This window comes from Kribbella sp. NPDC003557, from assembly GCF_040610805.1.
Taxonomy (GTDB): domain Bacteria; phylum Actinomycetota; class Actinomycetes; order Propionibacteriales; family Kribbellaceae; genus Kribbella.
Genome location: NZ_JBEXMY010000007.1, coordinates 70,346 through 85,491 on the forward strand (window position 1 = coordinate 70,346; position 15,146 = coordinate 85,491).

The following is a 15,146-nucleotide window of genomic DNA, read 5'->3' on the forward strand; positions in this document are numbered from 1 at the left end:
CGGCGAAAAGACCCTCTGCTTCGAAGGTACTCCTGGATACGCCGGGAGGCAGCTAACGGTTCAGCCGCCCTCCGGGGCCCTCCCGATCGGTACGACGGCGATCAGCGAGCTGACCTGGCGTGCACCGGCCGGATGATCGGCCTGCGTCCGGTTCGCCTTGTACCGGTCGACCAGGTCGTTGAGTTCCTTGCCGAACCGCCGGGCTTCCTCGTGGGTCAGCCACAACCGGGAGCGGGTCATCGAGCTGACGTCGTCCCACGGATCGTCCTCGGCCATCTCCGCGAACTGCTCGAGGACCCCGTCCACGGCGGTCCGCATGATCGCCTGGCCCGCCAGCCGCCCGGCGCCGCCGCTCTGCGAGTCGATCCGCAGGCTCGCCGCCCGTGCCCGCCACGGCCGCTCGCGGCCGTCGGCGGTCTCTTCGGCGCGCTCGATGATGCCCCACTTCTCCAGCGCGCGGAGGTGGTAGCTCATCGCCGACGGCGTCAGCCCGGCGATCTCGGCGCACTCGGTCGCGGTCAGCACCCGGCCGTTGTAGAGCTCGTCGATGACCCGCTGCCGCGCCGGGTGCGCCAGGGCGCGGATCGCGTGCGGATCGGTGATCACCACCGCGGGCTTCTGCTTGGCCACGACGTCAGCGTAGCGAACCCCTTGACGGACGGAAATGTGAAGCATTAACTTCATAACTATGAAGCAAATACTTCAGACCTCGATCTGGTCGCACCGCGACATCCGGCTCGTACTGCCCGCCCGCGCGCTGTCGTTCGCGGGTGATTCCATCGCGCTGATCGCGCTGATGCTGCGCGTCTCCGAAGGTCACGGCCCGGCCGCGATCACGGCCCTGCTGCTCGCGTTCGCCGTGCCGACCGTCGCGATGATCCCGTTCGCGGGGCGGATCGTGGACGGCTTCGACTCGCGGACGGTCCTGGTGTGGTCGGGGCTGCTGCAGGTGGCGGCCGGGGTCGGGCTGGCCCTCGTGCACGACCTGGCCCACACGCTGGCGCTGGTCTGCGTGCTGCAGGTGGGCCAAGCTGTCGCCGGGCCCGCCTGGGGGGCGCTGATCCCGCGGATCGTCGGCGAGGATCTCGTCGGTCGCGCGACCGGGACGAGTCAGGCCCTGATCGGGGTCGCGATGCTGGCGGGTTCGGCGGCCGGTGGTGTCCTGGTGGGCTGGGCCGGGACCCGTGGTGCCCTGCTGGTCGACGCCGGGACCTTCCTGGTCCTGGTGCTCGTCGCACAACTGGTCCAGACCCGTCGGCGGCCAGAGCCTGGCAGCGCCGAGGAGGGCGGCGGGGTGTCGGCCGGCCTGCGTGCGATCTTCGGTGACGACCTGCTGCGGGTTCTCGTGCCGGCTCTCTGGCTGTTCGTGGTCGCCGGCGAGGCGGTGAACGTCGTGGAGGTCTTCCTGATCACCGGCGAACTCGGCCTCGGACCCGCCCTGTACGGCGCGGCGGGTGCGGCGACCGGCGCCGGGGCGATCCTCGGCGCCTGGTACAGCGGCCGGCTGAACGGTGACCGGGCCAGGGCCGTCGGAGTCGTCGTGGGGATGGCGGCCATCGGCGGGTCGAGTGTGCTGATGGGCCTGGCCGGGAACCTCGTCACACTGATGATCGGCGCCACCGCGATCGGCGTCGGCAGCGGGATGCTGAACGCGGCCGCCAACGCGCTCGTGGTGACCAGGTCCGCGGAGACGGTCCGCGGCCGGGTGATCGCGGCCCTGAACGGCACGGTCCGGTCGTTCAGCATTCTCGCGATGCTGCTGGGCGGTCTGGCCGGTGCGGTGCTCGGTCCGCGAGGCACGTTCGTGACCTGTGGACTGGCGTGCGCGGCGGCCGCCGCGGTGCTCGGCGCCGTCGTCACCCGGAGCACGGCCGGAACAAAGGATTCGGAGCTGGAGGCTGTCAGTCACTAGCCTTTGGGGCATGACTGATGCACACGTGGACCCGGTGAACCCCGACAGCGGGCAGGACGACCTGCCCGAGCAGATGCGGGTCCGCCGGGAGAAGCGTGACCGCCTGCTGGCGGAAGGAGTGCCGCCGTACCCGATCTCGGTGCCGCGCACGCACCTGCTGAAGGATCTGCGGGCGAAGTACGACGCCCAGGACCTGGAGCCCGACACCCGGACCGGCGAGCAGGTCTCGGTGACCGGCCGGGTGATCTTCCTGCGCAACACCGGCAAGCTGTGCTTCGTCCGGCTCCGCGAGGGTGACGGGACCGAGCTGCAGGTGATGCTGTCGCTGGCCGACCTCGGCGAGGAGGAGCTGGCCCGGTTCAAGCAGCTCGTCGACATCGGCGACCTGCTGTCGGTCCAGGGTGAGGTGATCACCAGCCGGCGCGGTGAGCTGTCGGTGCAGGCGACCACCTGGCAGATGGCCGCGAAGACGCTCCGCCCGCTGCCGAACGAGCACAAGCCGCTCAGCGAAGAGGCCCGCGTCCGGATGCGGTACGTCGACCTGATCGTCCGGCCCGAGGCCCGCGAGATGGTCCGCGCGAAGGCGGCCGTCCTCAAGGCGCTGCGCTCGACCTACGACGAGCGCGGCTTCGTCGAGGTCGAGACGCCGGTGCTGCAGCTGACCAACGGCGGCGCCGCGGCCCGGCCGTTCTCGACCCACCTGAACGCGTTCGACCAGGAGATGAAGCTGCGGATCGCGCTCGAGCTCGATCTCAAGCGGGCGATGATCGGCGGCGTCGACCGGGTCTACGAGATCGGCCGGACGTTCCGTAACGAGGGGCTGGACTCCACCCACTCGGCGGAATTCTCGATGATCGAGGCGTACGAGGCGTACGGCGATTACGACACGATGGCCGAGCTGATCCAGGAGCTGATCCGGAACGCCGGCCGGGCGATCGGCCGGACGACGGTCACCGGGCGCGACGGTTCGATCATCGACGTGGAGCAGCCGTTCCGGCACGCGACGCTTTTCGGGCTGCTCTCCGAAGCGGTCGGCGAGAGCGTCGACGTGACCACCGACCTGCGCACGCTGCTGAAGTTGGCCGAGCAGCACGACGTCGAGCTGCAGCCCGGCCGGAATGCGGGCGAGATCGCCGTCGACTTGTTCGAGAAGCTCTGTGAGCACACGCTGATCCAGCCCACCTTTGTCCGCGACTATCCGGAGTCGGCACGGCCGCTGGCGAAGCCGCACCGGGAAATTCCGGGGCTGGTCGAGGCCTGGGACCTGTTCTTCAACGGGGTCGAGCTCGGGGTGGCGTACTCGGAGCTGAACGACCCGGTGATCCAGCGCGATCGCCTGGAAGCACAGTCGATCCAGGCCGCGGCCGGGGACCCGGAGGCGATGGAACTCGACGAGGACTTCCTGCGCGCGATGGAATTCGGGATGCCGCCGGCCGGCGGGATGGGGATGGGCCTGGACCGCTTGGTGATGTTGCTCACCGGGACCGGTATCCGGGAGACGATTCTGTTCCCGTTGCTGCGTCCGGAGTGATTCCGACAATCCCTGTGCAGGTCGTTGCATAGCACAACGGACGGCCTTCGCAAATCCAGGGCCCGAATTCATTCCGGACGGGCCGGTTCGAACCGGGTGAATACTGAAGGTAACCAAGGCTTCGCAGCGTCGATGAATGACAAGTGCCTGGTTTGTGCGGTACAAATCAGGTGCTAACAATTCGGCAGGGGGATTGTGCCCGATGGCGGGCGCGGAAAGGTTGTCATCGATGGCGCAAAGGGTGCAGGTGGTTCTCGAGGACGATCTCGACGGCGGTAAGGCCGACGAGACCGTCACCTTCGGGCTGGACGGAACGACGTACGAGATCGACCTGTCCAAGAAGAATGCCGCCAAACTGCGCGACGCCCTCGCCGCGTATGTCGGCTCCGGCCGCCGGGTGGCCGGCCGCCGTGGTGCGACGGGCCGGTCGCGGGGCCGTGGCCGGTCGGCCTCGGACTCGGCGGACATCCGGGCCTGGGCGAAGGAGAACGGCTACGAGGTCAGCGAGCGCGGCCGGATCTCGGCCGAGGTGCGCGCGGCGTACAACGAAGCCAAGTAATTCAGCTGTCGCCGGTCCCGGCACCTGGTCCGGGTGCCGGGACCGTCCGCATTCCGGTTGTTTCACAGAGTGGGACACGGCGTGTCGGACGCGATGACTGACCCGGCAGGTAGTTCGCGGAATTCGCTGGTGGCGAACATGCTGTCGGATCACGGCGAGCCGGGAACACGCTGGTGATCAGTGCGGTTGTCCCTTTGTGATGCCGCCCTGACGGCCGACGGAAGCGTGATCGGGTGTTCGCCGAGAGCGAGCCTGTCGGCGCCGGGGACTAGCATGCATGTACGGGGGTCGGCCTACACGGCACGTCCGACTCCTCTGAGGCAAGGAGCGCTTTGGCGATGTTTGAACGATTTACGGACCGCGCCCGTCGGGTAGTCGTCCTGGCACAGGAAGAGGCCAGGATGCTCAGCCACAACTACATCGGGACCGAGCACATTCTGCTCGGCCTGATCCACGAGGGTGAGGGTGTCGCCGCCAAGGCTCTCGAGAGCCTGGGTATCTCGCTCGAGGCCGTTCGTTCCCAGGTCGAGGAGATCATCGGCCAGGGGCAGCAGGCACCGAGCGGGCACATCCCGTTCACCCCCCGCGCCAAGAAGGTGCTGGAGCTCTCCCTGCGTGAGGCCCTGCAGTTGGGCCACAACTACATCGGCACCGAGCACATCCTGCTCGGCCTCATCCGCGAGGGTGAGGGTGTCGCCGCGCAGGTCCTGGTCAAGCTCGGTGCGGACCTGAACAAGGTCCGGCAGCAGGTCATCCAGCTGCTGAGCGGATACCAGGGCAAGGAGACCACCGCCGCCGGCGGTGCGCCCACCGAGGGTGCGCCCAGCAGCTCCCTGGTGCTCGACCAGTTCGGCCGGAACTACACCCAGTCCGCTCGTGAGGCGAAGCTCGACCCGGTGATCGGGCGCGAGACCGAGATCGAGCGGGTCATGCAGGTGCTGTCCCGGCGGACCAAGAACAACCCTGTCCTGATCGGTGAGCCGGGCGTCGGCAAGACCGCCATCGTGGAGGGTCTGGCCCAGCAGATCGTCCGCGGTGACGTCCCGGAGACGCTGAAGGACAAGCAGATCTACTCCCTCGACCTGGGCGCCCTGGTGGCCGGTTCGCGCTACCGCGGTGATTTCGAGGAACGCCTGAAGAAGGTGCTCAAGGAGATCCGCACCCGCGGCGACATCGTGCTGTTCATCGACGAGATCCACACCCTCGTCGGGGCCGGCGCGGCCGAGGGCGCGATCGACGCGGCGAGCATCCTGAAGCCGATGCTGGCCCGCGGTGAGCTGCAGACCATCGGCGCCACCACCCTCGACGAGTACCGCAAGTACGTCGAGAAGGACGCCGCGCTGGAGCGCCGTTTCCAGCCGATCCAGGTGGCCGAGCCCTCGATCGCGCACACGATCGAGATCCTCAAGGGCCTCCGCGACCGGTACGAGGCGCACCACCGGGTGACGATCACCGACGCCGCGCTGGTGAACGCCGCGCAGATGGCCGACCGGTACATCTCGGACCGGTTCCTGCCGGACAAGGCGATCGACCTGATCGACGAGGCCGGTGCCCGGCTCCGGATCCGCCGGATGACCGCGCCGCCGGACCTGCGGGAGTTCGACGAGAAGATCGCGACGGTGCGCCGGGAGAAGGAGTCCGCGATCGACGCGCAGGACTTCGAGCGCGCCGCCCGGCTCCGCGACGACGAGAAGAAGCTCATCAACGCGAAGTCCGAGCGGGAGAAGCAGTGGAAGGCCGGCGACATGGACGTCGTCGCCGAGGTCGACGAGGAGCTGATCGCCGAGGTGCTCAGCACCGCGACCGGCATCCCGGTGTTCAAGCTGACCGAGGAGGAGTCCTCGCGACTGCTGGACATGGAGAAGGAGCTGCACAAGCGCTACATCGGCCAGGAGGACGCGGTCAAGGCGCTGTCCCGCTCGATCCGGCGGACCCGCGCCGGCCTGAAGGACCCGCGTCGCCCGAGCGGCTCGTTCATCTTCGCCGGCCCGTCCGGTGTCGGTAAGACCGAGCTGTCCAAGGCGCTGACCGAGTTCCTGTTCGGCGACGAGAACGCGCTGATCAGCCTCGACATGTCGGAGTACTCGGAGAAGCACACGGCCTCCCGGCTGTTCGGCTCGCCTCCGGGGTACGTCGGCTACGAAGAGGGTGGCCAGCTGACCGAGAAGGTGCGCCGCAAGCCGTTCAGCGTGGTGCTGTTCGACGAGGTGGAGAAGGCCCACCCGGACATCTTCAACTCGCTGCTGCAGATCCTGGACGAGGGTCGTCTGACCGACGCCCAGGGCCGCGTGGTCGACTTCAAGAACACCGTGATCATCATGACCACGAACCTCGGTACCAAGGACATCGCCAAGTCGGTCTCGCTCGGGTTCTCCCAGGCGAACGACGTCACCGGCTCGTACGAGAAGATGAAGGCGAAGGTCACCGAGGAGCTGAAGCAGCACTTCCGGCCGGAGTTCCTGAACCGCGTGGACGAGATCGTCGTCTTCCACCAGCACACGATGGACGACATCGTCCGGATCGTGGACCTGATGGTGGCCCAGATCGAGCTGCGCCTGAAGGACAAGGACATGGGCATCGAGCTCACGCCGGCGGCGAAGGAACTCGCCGCGAAGCGTGGCTTCGACCCGGTCCTGGGTGCCCGCCCGCTGCGCCGCGCACTGCAGCGCGACGTGGAGGACGTGCTGGCCGAGAAGATCCTGTTCGGGGAACTGCGTCCCGGCCAGATCGTCGTGGTCGACGCGGCACCGGAGGGCACGGTCAACGAGGACGGCCTGACCGAGTACTTCACCTTCACCGGTAACCAGAAGTCCTCGACGTCCGACCTGGAGCTCACCGACCTGACCACCGGCGGCTCCACCGGCACCACCGGTCTGCAGGACACCTGATCGATCGCTGATCACCCGGAAGGCCCCGCGCGAGAGCGCGGGGCCTTCTGCTGTCCGCGGCGGGTGTCCGGCGCCGTCGGAGTACTCCGATCCACCCGGGCGTACCGAAAGGACACGCCTGATTTGCGCGGATGCTACTGATTGGTCGTATCGTCCTGCGGAGCGTGATCAACTCGGTGCCCGAACGGCTTCCGTCCACCTTCGGTTCGATGGGAAGATCGCGCGACTGCTGATGAAGCAGTTACCTACCGCCTGTCTACCGCGTTGTTAACCCTGTGAGCACGCTGTTCGGACCCGGACTGTCGGAAAGGGGGCCGGGAATGGAATCATCTCGTCGCATGGACGCGCCGCGTCTGCCGCTGACCCAGGAGCCGGTCGCCGACACCGGTTCCTTTGGCGTGCGGCAGGCGGGCGGGGTGCTGGAGCGGGCCCAGCGGATCGCCGACACCCTCCGCGAGCAGGCCGAGCACGAGAACGACGTCGCCCGCGACGAGGCGAGCCGGATCCGGGCCGAGAACGAGCGGCTGAAGGCCGACGCCGAGGCGGCCGCGAAGAAGCTCCGGGCCGACGCGATGACGGCCGCCCAGCGGGTCCTGAACGACGCCGAGCGGGCCGCCGAGCAGCTCCGCACCGAGTCCGAGGCCGACGCCGAGCGGGTCCGCTCCGAGGCCGCGGAAGCCGCGGACCGGCTGCGCGCCGAGTCCACCGCCGAAGCCGACAGGGTGCGGCGCGATGCCGCCGCGGCGGCCGAGACACTGACCTCCGAGGCGACCGCCGAGGCCGAGCGCGTGCGCCGCGAGGCAGCCGCGATCGCGGAGCGGCTGAAGGTCGAGTCGGAGTCCGCGGCCGAGCAGCTCCGGGCGACGGTCGCCGACGAGGTGGCCCGGCGCCGCGCGGACTCGGAGCAGGCGGCCGACCGGCTGCGTGCCGAGAGCGAGGCGGCCGCGGAGAAGCTGCGGGTCGAGTCGCAGGCCGCGGCGGACCGGCGGATCGCGGCGGCCGAGAGCGAGGCCGGCCGGCTGCGGGACGAGGCCGACGAGCTGCTCGAAGAGGCCCAGCTGGCCCGCGAGTCGGCGCAGGCGATGGTCGACCGGGCCGGCCGCGAGGCGCAGCAACTGGTCGCCGACGCCGGCGAGCAGGCTGCCCTGGTGTCCCAGGCCGCCGTCCGCAACGAGGCCGATCTGATCGCCCGGGCCGAGACCGAGGCGAGCGAGCTGCGGGCCGCGGTCGAGCGCGAGGTCGAGACGGCCCGGGAGCGGTCCCGCATCGAGATCGCCGAGGCCCATGCCGAGATCGAGCGGCTGCGCGGTGAGAACCGCACCGAGCTGGAGCGCCGGACGGCCGAGCTCGAGGAGACCGAGCGGGCCAAGCTGGCCGCGATCTCGCTGGAGATCGACAAGCTGCGGAACGAGGCGCTCGCGGAGATCGCCGAGCGCAAGGCCGAGACCGAGGCCGGCAACGAGCGGCTGATGGCCGACGCCCGGGCCCAGGCCAAGCTGGTCGTGGACTCGATCGAGGCGGACCGCCGGACGGCCACGGCCGAGGCGCAGCGGATCGTCGAGGACGCGAACAAGGCGGCCGAGGCGGCGCTGGCCGAGGCCGAGAAGCAGACGCTGTGGAGCAAGAAGACCGTCGACGATCTGATCGCGGCCGCCGAGTCCGAGGCGCAGTCGATCCGCGAGCAGGCCGCCGCCGAGGCGACCGAGCTGCTCCGGAAGAAGCGCGCCCACCTGCGCCGCGTGGTCGGCCGCTCGACCAGCCGGCTGAAGCAGACCCAGGACGCGATCGCCCGGGAGAACGCCGAGCTCACCCAGCTCGCCGAGACCACCCTGTACTCGGCCGGCGAGCAGGCCGAGTCGACGCTGGCCGCCGCCAAGCAGGAGGCCGAGAAGCTCACCTCCCAGGCGCAGACCCGGGCGGACCGGCTGAAGTCCAGCGCGGCCGCGGACGCGCGGGAGATCATCGAGCGGGCGAACCGCCGCGAGGCGGAGGCCGAGGCGAGCACCCAGGTGCTGCGCGAGCGTGCCGCCAACGACCTGTCCGAGGCGCAGCGCCAGTCGCACGAGCTGATCCGCAAGTCCCGCGCGGAGGCGCAGCAGCTCGAGGCCCAGGCCCGCGAGCACGCCGACACCCTGCGTGCCCAGGCCCGAAAACTTCTCGCCGACGCCGAGGCGAGGGTCGCGGCGCTGAACCAGCGCCGTGATGAGATCACCAAGGAGCTCACCCAGCTTTCGGGTGTGATCGAGGCACTCGCTGTACCGGGGTTCCGCCCAGGTGGTGGAATGTCCTCCAGTGAGGGTTCCACGGGGGAATCAGGATGAGGACGTGACAGTCAGATCCTTGTCAGTGACAATGTGTGATCCACCCACCCATCGAAGTGAGCATCGGAAAACATGAGCAGTGAAAGCCCAACCCCGTTCCGTACCGTTCTGCGTGGCTACGAGCCTGCCCAGGTGGACCAGCACATCCGTGAGCTGACCACCTCCCTGACCGCGTTGCAGCAGCAGTCCGAGCAGCTGCAGCGCCACGTCCAGGAGCTGCAGTCCCGCACGGACGCTGCGGAGGCGGCTGTCATCTCCGCCCAGGAGGACTCCAAGGACCGCGCGCCGACGTTCACCGAGTTCGGTGAGCGCGTCGCGAAGATCCTGTCGCTGGCCGACGACGAGGCCCGTGACCTGGTGACCCGCGCCCGCACCGACGCCGAGGCGATCGTCGCCGACGGTGAGGCGCACGCGAAGAAGGTCCGCAAGGAGGCCGAGCAGTACTCCCTGGACTGGAAGAGCGAGGTCGACGCCGAGGCCGCCCGGATCCTCGAGGAGGCCCGGACCCAGGCCGACGACATGCGTGACGAGGCCGAGCGCGACGCGACCGCGCGCCGCAGCGAGGCCCAGGCGCTGTACGAGCAGGAGCGGGCCAAGTCCGCCCAGGCCGCGGCCGCCTTCGAGACCACCCTGGCCGAGCGCCGGGGCAAGGTCGAGCAGGAGTTCGCCGCCCGGACCGCCCTGGCCGAGCAGCAGCTGGCCGCCGTCACCGACCGCGCCGCGCAGGTGCAGCGGGAGGCCGACCGGTCGCGTTCCGAGGCCGAGCGGCTGTCGCAGCAGCAGCTGGCCGACGCCAACCGGCAGGCCCAGGAGATCGTCGCCGCCGCGAAGGACAAGTCCGAGCGGATCCGTGCCGAGTCCGAGCGCGAGCTCGCGGCCGCGACGCAGCGCCGGGACAGCATCAACGCGCAGCTGACCAACGTCCGCCAGATGCTGGCGACGCTGTCCGGCCAGCCGGCGATGCCGCTCGACCTGCTCGCCGACGACGAGGAACAAGCCGCCGGCAGCAAGAAGAACTGAAGTCCCACCATTCAAGAAGCCGGCTCGAGACCTTCGAGCCGGCTTCTTGGTTTGTCAGCCGGGCAGGCGGTAGCGGCCGCGGCTGAGCGGCTCGACGAGGCCGTCGGCAACCAATCCGTCCAGGGCGCGCTCGCGCTGGGCGGCGTCGGGCCACGAGGCGTCCAGCTCCGACTTCGGCACCGGCGCGGTCGCCGACCGCAGCACGGCCAGGAGACGGCCGCGGGCCTGGCGGTCGGTGCCTTCGTACGTCTGGCCGCGACGCGGCGGGCCGTCGTACGGCGGGCTGCCGGCGAGGACCCAGGCGCACCGGGACCGGATGGGGCAGTCGGCGCAGCGCGGCGTCCGGGCGGTGCAGACGAGGGCGCCGAGTTCCATCGACGCCACCGCCCAGCGCGCGGCGGTGGCCTCGTCGGCGGGCAGTGCGCTGACGGCGAGCCGCTGGTCGGCCGCGGTGGGGGAGACGGTCGGCTGCGCAACGCCGGTCAGGGATCGGGCCAGGACCCGCCGGACGTTCGTGTCGACGACCGCGTGCCGCCGGCCGAACGCGAAGGATGCGATCGCGGCGGCCGTGTACGTGCCGACGCCGGGCAGTGCGAGCAGGGCCTCGTGGTCGTCCGGCACCTCGCCGCCGTGACGCTCCACAATCGCCTGAGCGGCCGCGTGCAGCCGGAGGGCACGCCTGGGGTACCCGAGTCGGTCCCAGGCCCGCACAGCCTCACCAGGAGCCTCTGCGGCCAGGTCTGCCGGCTTCGGCCACCGCTCCAGCCAGCGCCGGTAGGCCGGCAGCACCCGGTTCACCGGTGTCTGCTGCAGCATGAACTCGCTGACCATCACGGCCCACGCGCCGGCGCCGGGCTCCCGCCACGGCAGATCCCGCGCGTTCGCGTCGTACCAACGCAGTACCGGGTCGTGGATGGCCAACGGCGAGCCTGAGTGGTCCTGCACAGGCCCGATATTAGAGTGCGCTTCATGAGCAGCCTGCTCCGTCCGGTCGGGCACCTGCCCGCCAGCGTCTACTGGTTCCGGCGCGGACTCGTGCTCGCGGTCGTCGCGGTCCTGGTCATCCTGATCTCCCGGCTGTTCGCCGGCGGTGGCGACGACACCAAGAACGCCGCCGCGTCGGACCCGCAGCCGAACCCCACCGGCGCCGCACCCGTCTCCACGCCGACGTCGACGCCGGCCTCGACGCCGAGCGCCGGCTCGAGCACGTCCGCGACACCGAAGCCGAGCAAGACCACGCCGCGCGGCGACCAGCCCTGCGAGGGCTCGGACCTGAACCTCGAAGCCCTGCCCGCGAACCGCAAGATCGTCTCCGGCTCGGTGCTGAACTTCGTCGTCCAGCTGAACCCGGTCGACGAGGGCTGCAAGGCGACCGTGAACGCGGACAAGCTGACCGTCACGGTGACGTCCGGCAACGACCTGATCTGGAGCACCACCCAGTGCGACAAGGCGGTCCAGGCCGCCACCCTCGTCGTTGCCAAGGGCAAACAAGCGGCCGTCACGGTGCCGTGGAACGGGCATCGGTCCAGGCCTGGCTGTCTTCCGGGGCAGCCGGTCGCCAAGCCTGGAACCTATGTCGTCAAGGCCGAGTACGACGGCCGCTCGTCGAGCCCGCAGGCGTTTCAGGTCGTCTGATCAGCCTGCTGCGTCGCCCCGTCGGGCTGCTTCTTCAGGTGGCTGGGTGCGACGAACATCAGTGCGGCGGCCAGACCGATCAGCAGCACCAGCGCCGGCAGCACCAGCGACTGCGCCATCGCGTCGCTGAACCCGGGCCGGATCATCGCGGGCAGCTGCCCGGTGGAGAACCCTTCGCCCGCGGGTGTGCCGCCGGCCGCCGCCGGCAGGTTGTGCGCCAGGCGCGACTCCATCAGTACGGCGATGCTCGCGCTGCCCAGCACCGCGCCGACCTGCCGGGTCGTGTTGTACACACCGGCCCCGGCGCCGGCCTGGTGCAGCGGGAGGTTCCGCGTCGCCGTCGTCCCGATCGGCGCCCACATGAACCCGTTGGCGACACCCAGCAACGCGATCGGCAGCAGCAGTTCCCAGATCGGTACGTCGGGCTCGATCACCTGGCTCATCCAGAACAGCGAGACCGAGCAGCACAGCAGCCCGAACCCGGCGATGAACCGCGGCGGCGTCCGGTCGACCAGCCGCCCGACGAACGGCGCCAGTGCCCCGGAGATGACCGCCATCGGCACCAGCAGCAGCGCCGACCGGGTGGGGGTCAGGCCGCGGACCGCCTGCGCCCACAGCATCAACGGGAACGCCATCGCGGTGATCGCGAACCCGACCGTGGTGATCGCGACGTTCGCCAGCGAGAAGTTGCGGTCCTTGAACAGGCCGAGCGGGAGCAGCGGCTCGCCCCGGTTGCGGGACTGCCAGAAGACGAAGCCCGCGAGCACGACGAGCCCGGCGATGATCAGCGACCAGACCGAGATCGGGCCCTTGATCTGACCCCAGTCGTACTTCTGCCCCTCCTGGATCCCGAACACCAGCAGGAACAGCCCGACCGCGCTGAGTACGACGCCGATCAGGTCGAACTTGTGCTCGTGCGTCGGCAGGTCCGGCACCAGGCGCATCGCCAGCACGAAGCCGACCACGCCGACCGGCGCGTTGATGAAGAAGATCCACTGCCAGCCGAGCCCGTCGACCAGGACGCCGCCGAGGATCGGGCCGACCAGCGTGGCGACGCCGGCGGTCGCGCCCCACAGGCTCATCGCCCGGCCGCGCTGGTCCGGCGGGAAGATCCGGGTGATCACCGCCATCGTCTGCGGCGTCATCATCGAGGCGCCGAGCCCCTGGAACACGCGGGCCACGATCAGCAGCTCGATCGTGCCGGTCAGGCCGCACCACACCGACGCCAGCGTGAACACCGCCAGCCCGGTCAGGTACAGCTTCTTCGGGCCGACCCGGTCGCCGAGCCGGCCGGTGATCAGCAGCGGTACGGCGTACGCCAGCAGGTACGCGCTGGTGACCCAGACGACCGTGCCGACGTCGGAGCCGAGGTCCTCGAGGATCGCCGGGGTGGCGACCGAGACGATGGTGGAGTCGACCAGGATCATGAAGAAGCCGAGCACCAGCGCCCACAACGCCGGCCACGGCCGGATCTCGGGCCTCACTGTTTGTTGCGGGGTTGCCATGCCAGATCCTTGCTCTCGATACGTTCGATGGTGGTGACGAGCCAGTCGCGCTCGGAGGTCAGCTGGGTCCGGAGGTAGTCGCCGCCCATCCAGTACACCTCTGGCACCTGCCGTGCCCGGGCGCCGGCCAGGGCCTCGTCGATCTCGGTGATCCAGCGCTCGAGGTCAACGATCCGGCTCCGGAACCGCAGGACGGCGTCGTCGGCCTCGAGGTTGTGTGCTTCGCTCAGCACGACAGGGAACAGCGGGTACTCGTGGACGTACTCCTCGATCCCCGCCTCCACGCGCCGGGTCAGGGCGTCGCCGCCTTCCGGGGTGATCTCGTACGTCGTGCGCTCGGGGCGGTTCCCGGCCCGTTCGGTGCCGACGGCCCGGACGTAGTTCTGCCGCGCCAGCCGCTCGACCGTGTGGTAGAGCGAGCCCGGCCGGACCTTGACGAGCCAGTGGGTATGTCGCTTGACCAGCAGTTGGTACATCTCGTAGGCGTGCATCGGTTGCTCGTTCAGCAGGGCGAGCACCGAGATCGCCAGCGGTGTGAGTTCTGCTGCCATCTTCTTCCACCTGGATTGTTCCGTACGAAATGTTCCATGTGGAGTATTCGCCGATGACGGCCCGAACGCAAGACGCCTCCGGTTCTTTCACGAACCGGAGGCGTCAGGTGACGGTGAGTGGCCGGGGCCTAGACGTAGCGCTCGAGGATGCTGGACTCGGCCAGCCGGGACAGGCCCTCGCGGACCGTGCGGGCCCGGTTCTCGCCGACGCCCTCGACCGTCTGCAGGTCGTCGATGCTTGCCGCGAGCAACTTCTGGAGGTGGCCGAAGTGGTCGATCAGCCGGTCGATCACGGCACCCGGCAGGCGCGGCACCTTGGCCAGCAGGCGGTAGCCGCGCGGGGTGACCGCCGCGTCCAGCTGCTCGGCGCCGCCGAGCTGCAGCGCCCGCGCGACCTGGCCGATGTCCAGCAGATCCGTCGGGCTGACGGCGTCCAGCTCGAGCAGGACGTCGTCCGCGGTCCTGGGCCGGCGCCCGGTGGCCGGCGGCAGGTAGTCGCGGACGACCAGTTCGCGTTCGCCGGCCACGCCCGCGACGAGCTCGTTGAGCTGCAGGGTGAGCAGCCGGCCGTCGGTGCCGAGCTCGACGACGTACCCGTCGATCTCGGTGGCGATCCGGCGGACCATCTCCAGCCGCTGCGCGACCGCGGCCACGTCCCGGACCGTGACCAGGTCCTCGATCTCGAGCGCGGACAGCGTGCCGGACACCTCGTCGAGGCGCAGCTTGTAGCGCTCGAGGGTGGCCAGGGCCTGGTTGGCGCGGGACAGGATCGCGCCGGAGTCCTCGAGCACGTAGCGCTGGTCGTCGACGTACAGCGCGATGATGTGCATCGACTGCGACACCGAGATCACCGGGAACCCGGTCTGCCGCGCGACCCGGTCGGCGGTCCGGTGCCGGGTGCCGGTCTCCTGGGTCGCGATCGACGGGTCCGGCATCAGGTGCACGGCCGCGCGGATCAGCCGGGTGGCATCCCGGTCGAGGACGATCGCGCCGTCCATCTTGCTCAGCTCCCGCAACCCGGTCGCGGTGAAGTCGATGCCGATCTCGAAGCCGCCGGTGGAGATCGCGTCCACGGCCTTGTCGTGTCCGAGCACGATCAGCGCGCCGGTCCGGCCGCGCAGGATCCGTTCCAGGCCTTCGCGTAGTTCGGTACCGGGCGCCACCGCCGCGAGCGTCGCGCGGAGCCGGGCGCCGGTGCTGTTCTTGTCCGTGTTCGCCGCCACG

Annotated in this window: 12 protein-coding genes; 7 read left to right on the forward strand and 5 right to left on the reverse strand. The window is 69.9% G+C overall.

Features of this window, described 5'->3' with window-relative positions:
• Positions 1 to 60 precede the first annotated feature (60 nt).
• Positions 61 to 630, reverse strand: coding sequence for a winged helix-turn-helix domain-containing protein (locus ABZW60_RS28600; RefSeq protein ID WP_355481955.1), 570 nt, complete (start codon positions 628 to 630; stop codon positions 61 to 63).
• A 58-nt stretch (positions 631 to 688) separates the two neighbouring features.
• Between ABZW60_RS28600 and ABZW60_RS28605 the strand changes: the two genes are divergently transcribed.
• The 6 genes from ABZW60_RS28605 (at position 689) to ABZW60_RS28630 (ending at position 10,231) form a co-directional block, all read left to right on the forward strand.
• Positions 689 to 1,912: an MFS transporter gene (locus ABZW60_RS28605; RefSeq protein ID WP_355481956.1), complete on the forward strand. Its 1,224-nt coding sequence runs from the start codon at positions 689 to 691 to the stop codon at positions 1,910 to 1,912.
• Between the two features lie 10 nt (positions 1,913 to 1,922).
• Positions 1,923 to 3,443, forward strand: coding sequence for a lysine--tRNA ligase (gene lysS / locus ABZW60_RS28610; protein WP_355481957.1), 1,521 nt, complete (start codon positions 1,923 to 1,925; stop codon positions 3,441 to 3,443).
• A gap of 229 nt (positions 3,444 to 3,672) precedes the next feature.
• Complete coding sequence (locus tag ABZW60_RS28615; protein WP_355481959.1) at positions 3,673 to 4,002, forward strand: Lsr2 family protein; 330 nt, start codon at positions 3,673 to 3,675, stop codon at positions 4,000 to 4,002.
• 338 nt (positions 4,003 to 4,340) lie between these two features.
• Positions 4,341 to 6,890: an ATP-dependent Clp protease ATP-binding subunit gene (locus tag ABZW60_RS28620; protein WP_355481961.1), complete on the forward strand. Its 2,550-nt coding sequence runs from the start codon at positions 4,341 to 4,343 to the stop codon at positions 6,888 to 6,890.
• Positions 6,891 to 7,228: 338 nt separating this feature from the next.
• Positions 7,229 to 9,211 carry a kinetoplast-associated-like protein gene (locus ABZW60_RS28625; protein ID WP_355481963.1) on the forward strand — a complete coding sequence of 661 codons (1,983 nt, stop codon included), beginning with the start codon at positions 7,229 to 7,231 and terminating at the stop codon, positions 9,209 to 9,211.
• A 72-nt stretch (positions 9,212 to 9,283) separates the two neighbouring features.
• Positions 9,284 to 10,231 carry a DivIVA domain-containing protein gene (locus ABZW60_RS28630; RefSeq protein ID WP_355481965.1) on the forward strand — a complete coding sequence of 316 codons (948 nt, stop codon included), beginning with the start codon at positions 9,284 to 9,286 and terminating at the stop codon, positions 10,229 to 10,231.
• 54 nt (positions 10,232 to 10,285) lie between these two features.
• Here ABZW60_RS28630 and ABZW60_RS28635 read toward each other — a convergent pair whose 3' ends face one another.
• A complete protein-coding gene (locus ABZW60_RS28635; protein ID WP_355481968.1) occupies positions 10,286 to 11,176 on the reverse strand; it encodes an A/G-specific adenine glycosylase in 891 nt (296 codons plus the stop codon).
• 24 nt (positions 11,177 to 11,200) lie between these two features.
• Between ABZW60_RS28635 and ABZW60_RS28640 the strand changes: the two genes are divergently transcribed.
• On the forward strand, positions 11,201 to 11,866 hold the full coding sequence (locus ABZW60_RS28640) for a hypothetical protein (protein WP_355481969.1): 666 nt from the start codon (positions 11,201 to 11,203) through the stop codon (positions 11,864 to 11,866).
• Here ABZW60_RS28640 and ABZW60_RS28645 read toward each other — a convergent pair.
• The 3 genes from ABZW60_RS28645 to disA all read right to left on the reverse strand — a co-directional run bounded on the left by ABZW60_RS28645 (position 11,854) and on the right by disA (position 15,145).
• Positions 11,854 to 13,371, reverse strand: coding sequence for a DHA2 family efflux MFS transporter permease subunit (locus tag ABZW60_RS28645; RefSeq protein WP_355481971.1), 1,518 nt, complete (start codon positions 13,369 to 13,371; stop codon positions 11,854 to 11,856). The two genes, ABZW60_RS28640 and ABZW60_RS28645, sit on opposite strands and share 13 nt — an antisense overlap.
• Entirely contained in the window at positions 13,347 to 13,922 is a 576-nt protein-coding gene (locus ABZW60_RS28650; RefSeq protein ID WP_355481973.1) for a PadR family transcriptional regulator, read from the reverse strand. Before ABZW60_RS28650 ends, ABZW60_RS28645 begins: the two co-directional genes overlap by 25 nt.
• A 128-nt stretch (positions 13,923 to 14,050) precedes the next feature.
• Positions 14,051 to 15,145, reverse strand: a complete 1,095-nt coding sequence (disA, locus tag ABZW60_RS28655; RefSeq protein WP_355481975.1) for a DNA integrity scanning diadenylate cyclase DisA — start codon at positions 15,143 to 15,145, stop codon at positions 14,051 to 14,053.
• Position 15,146: the final 1 nt, after the last annotated feature.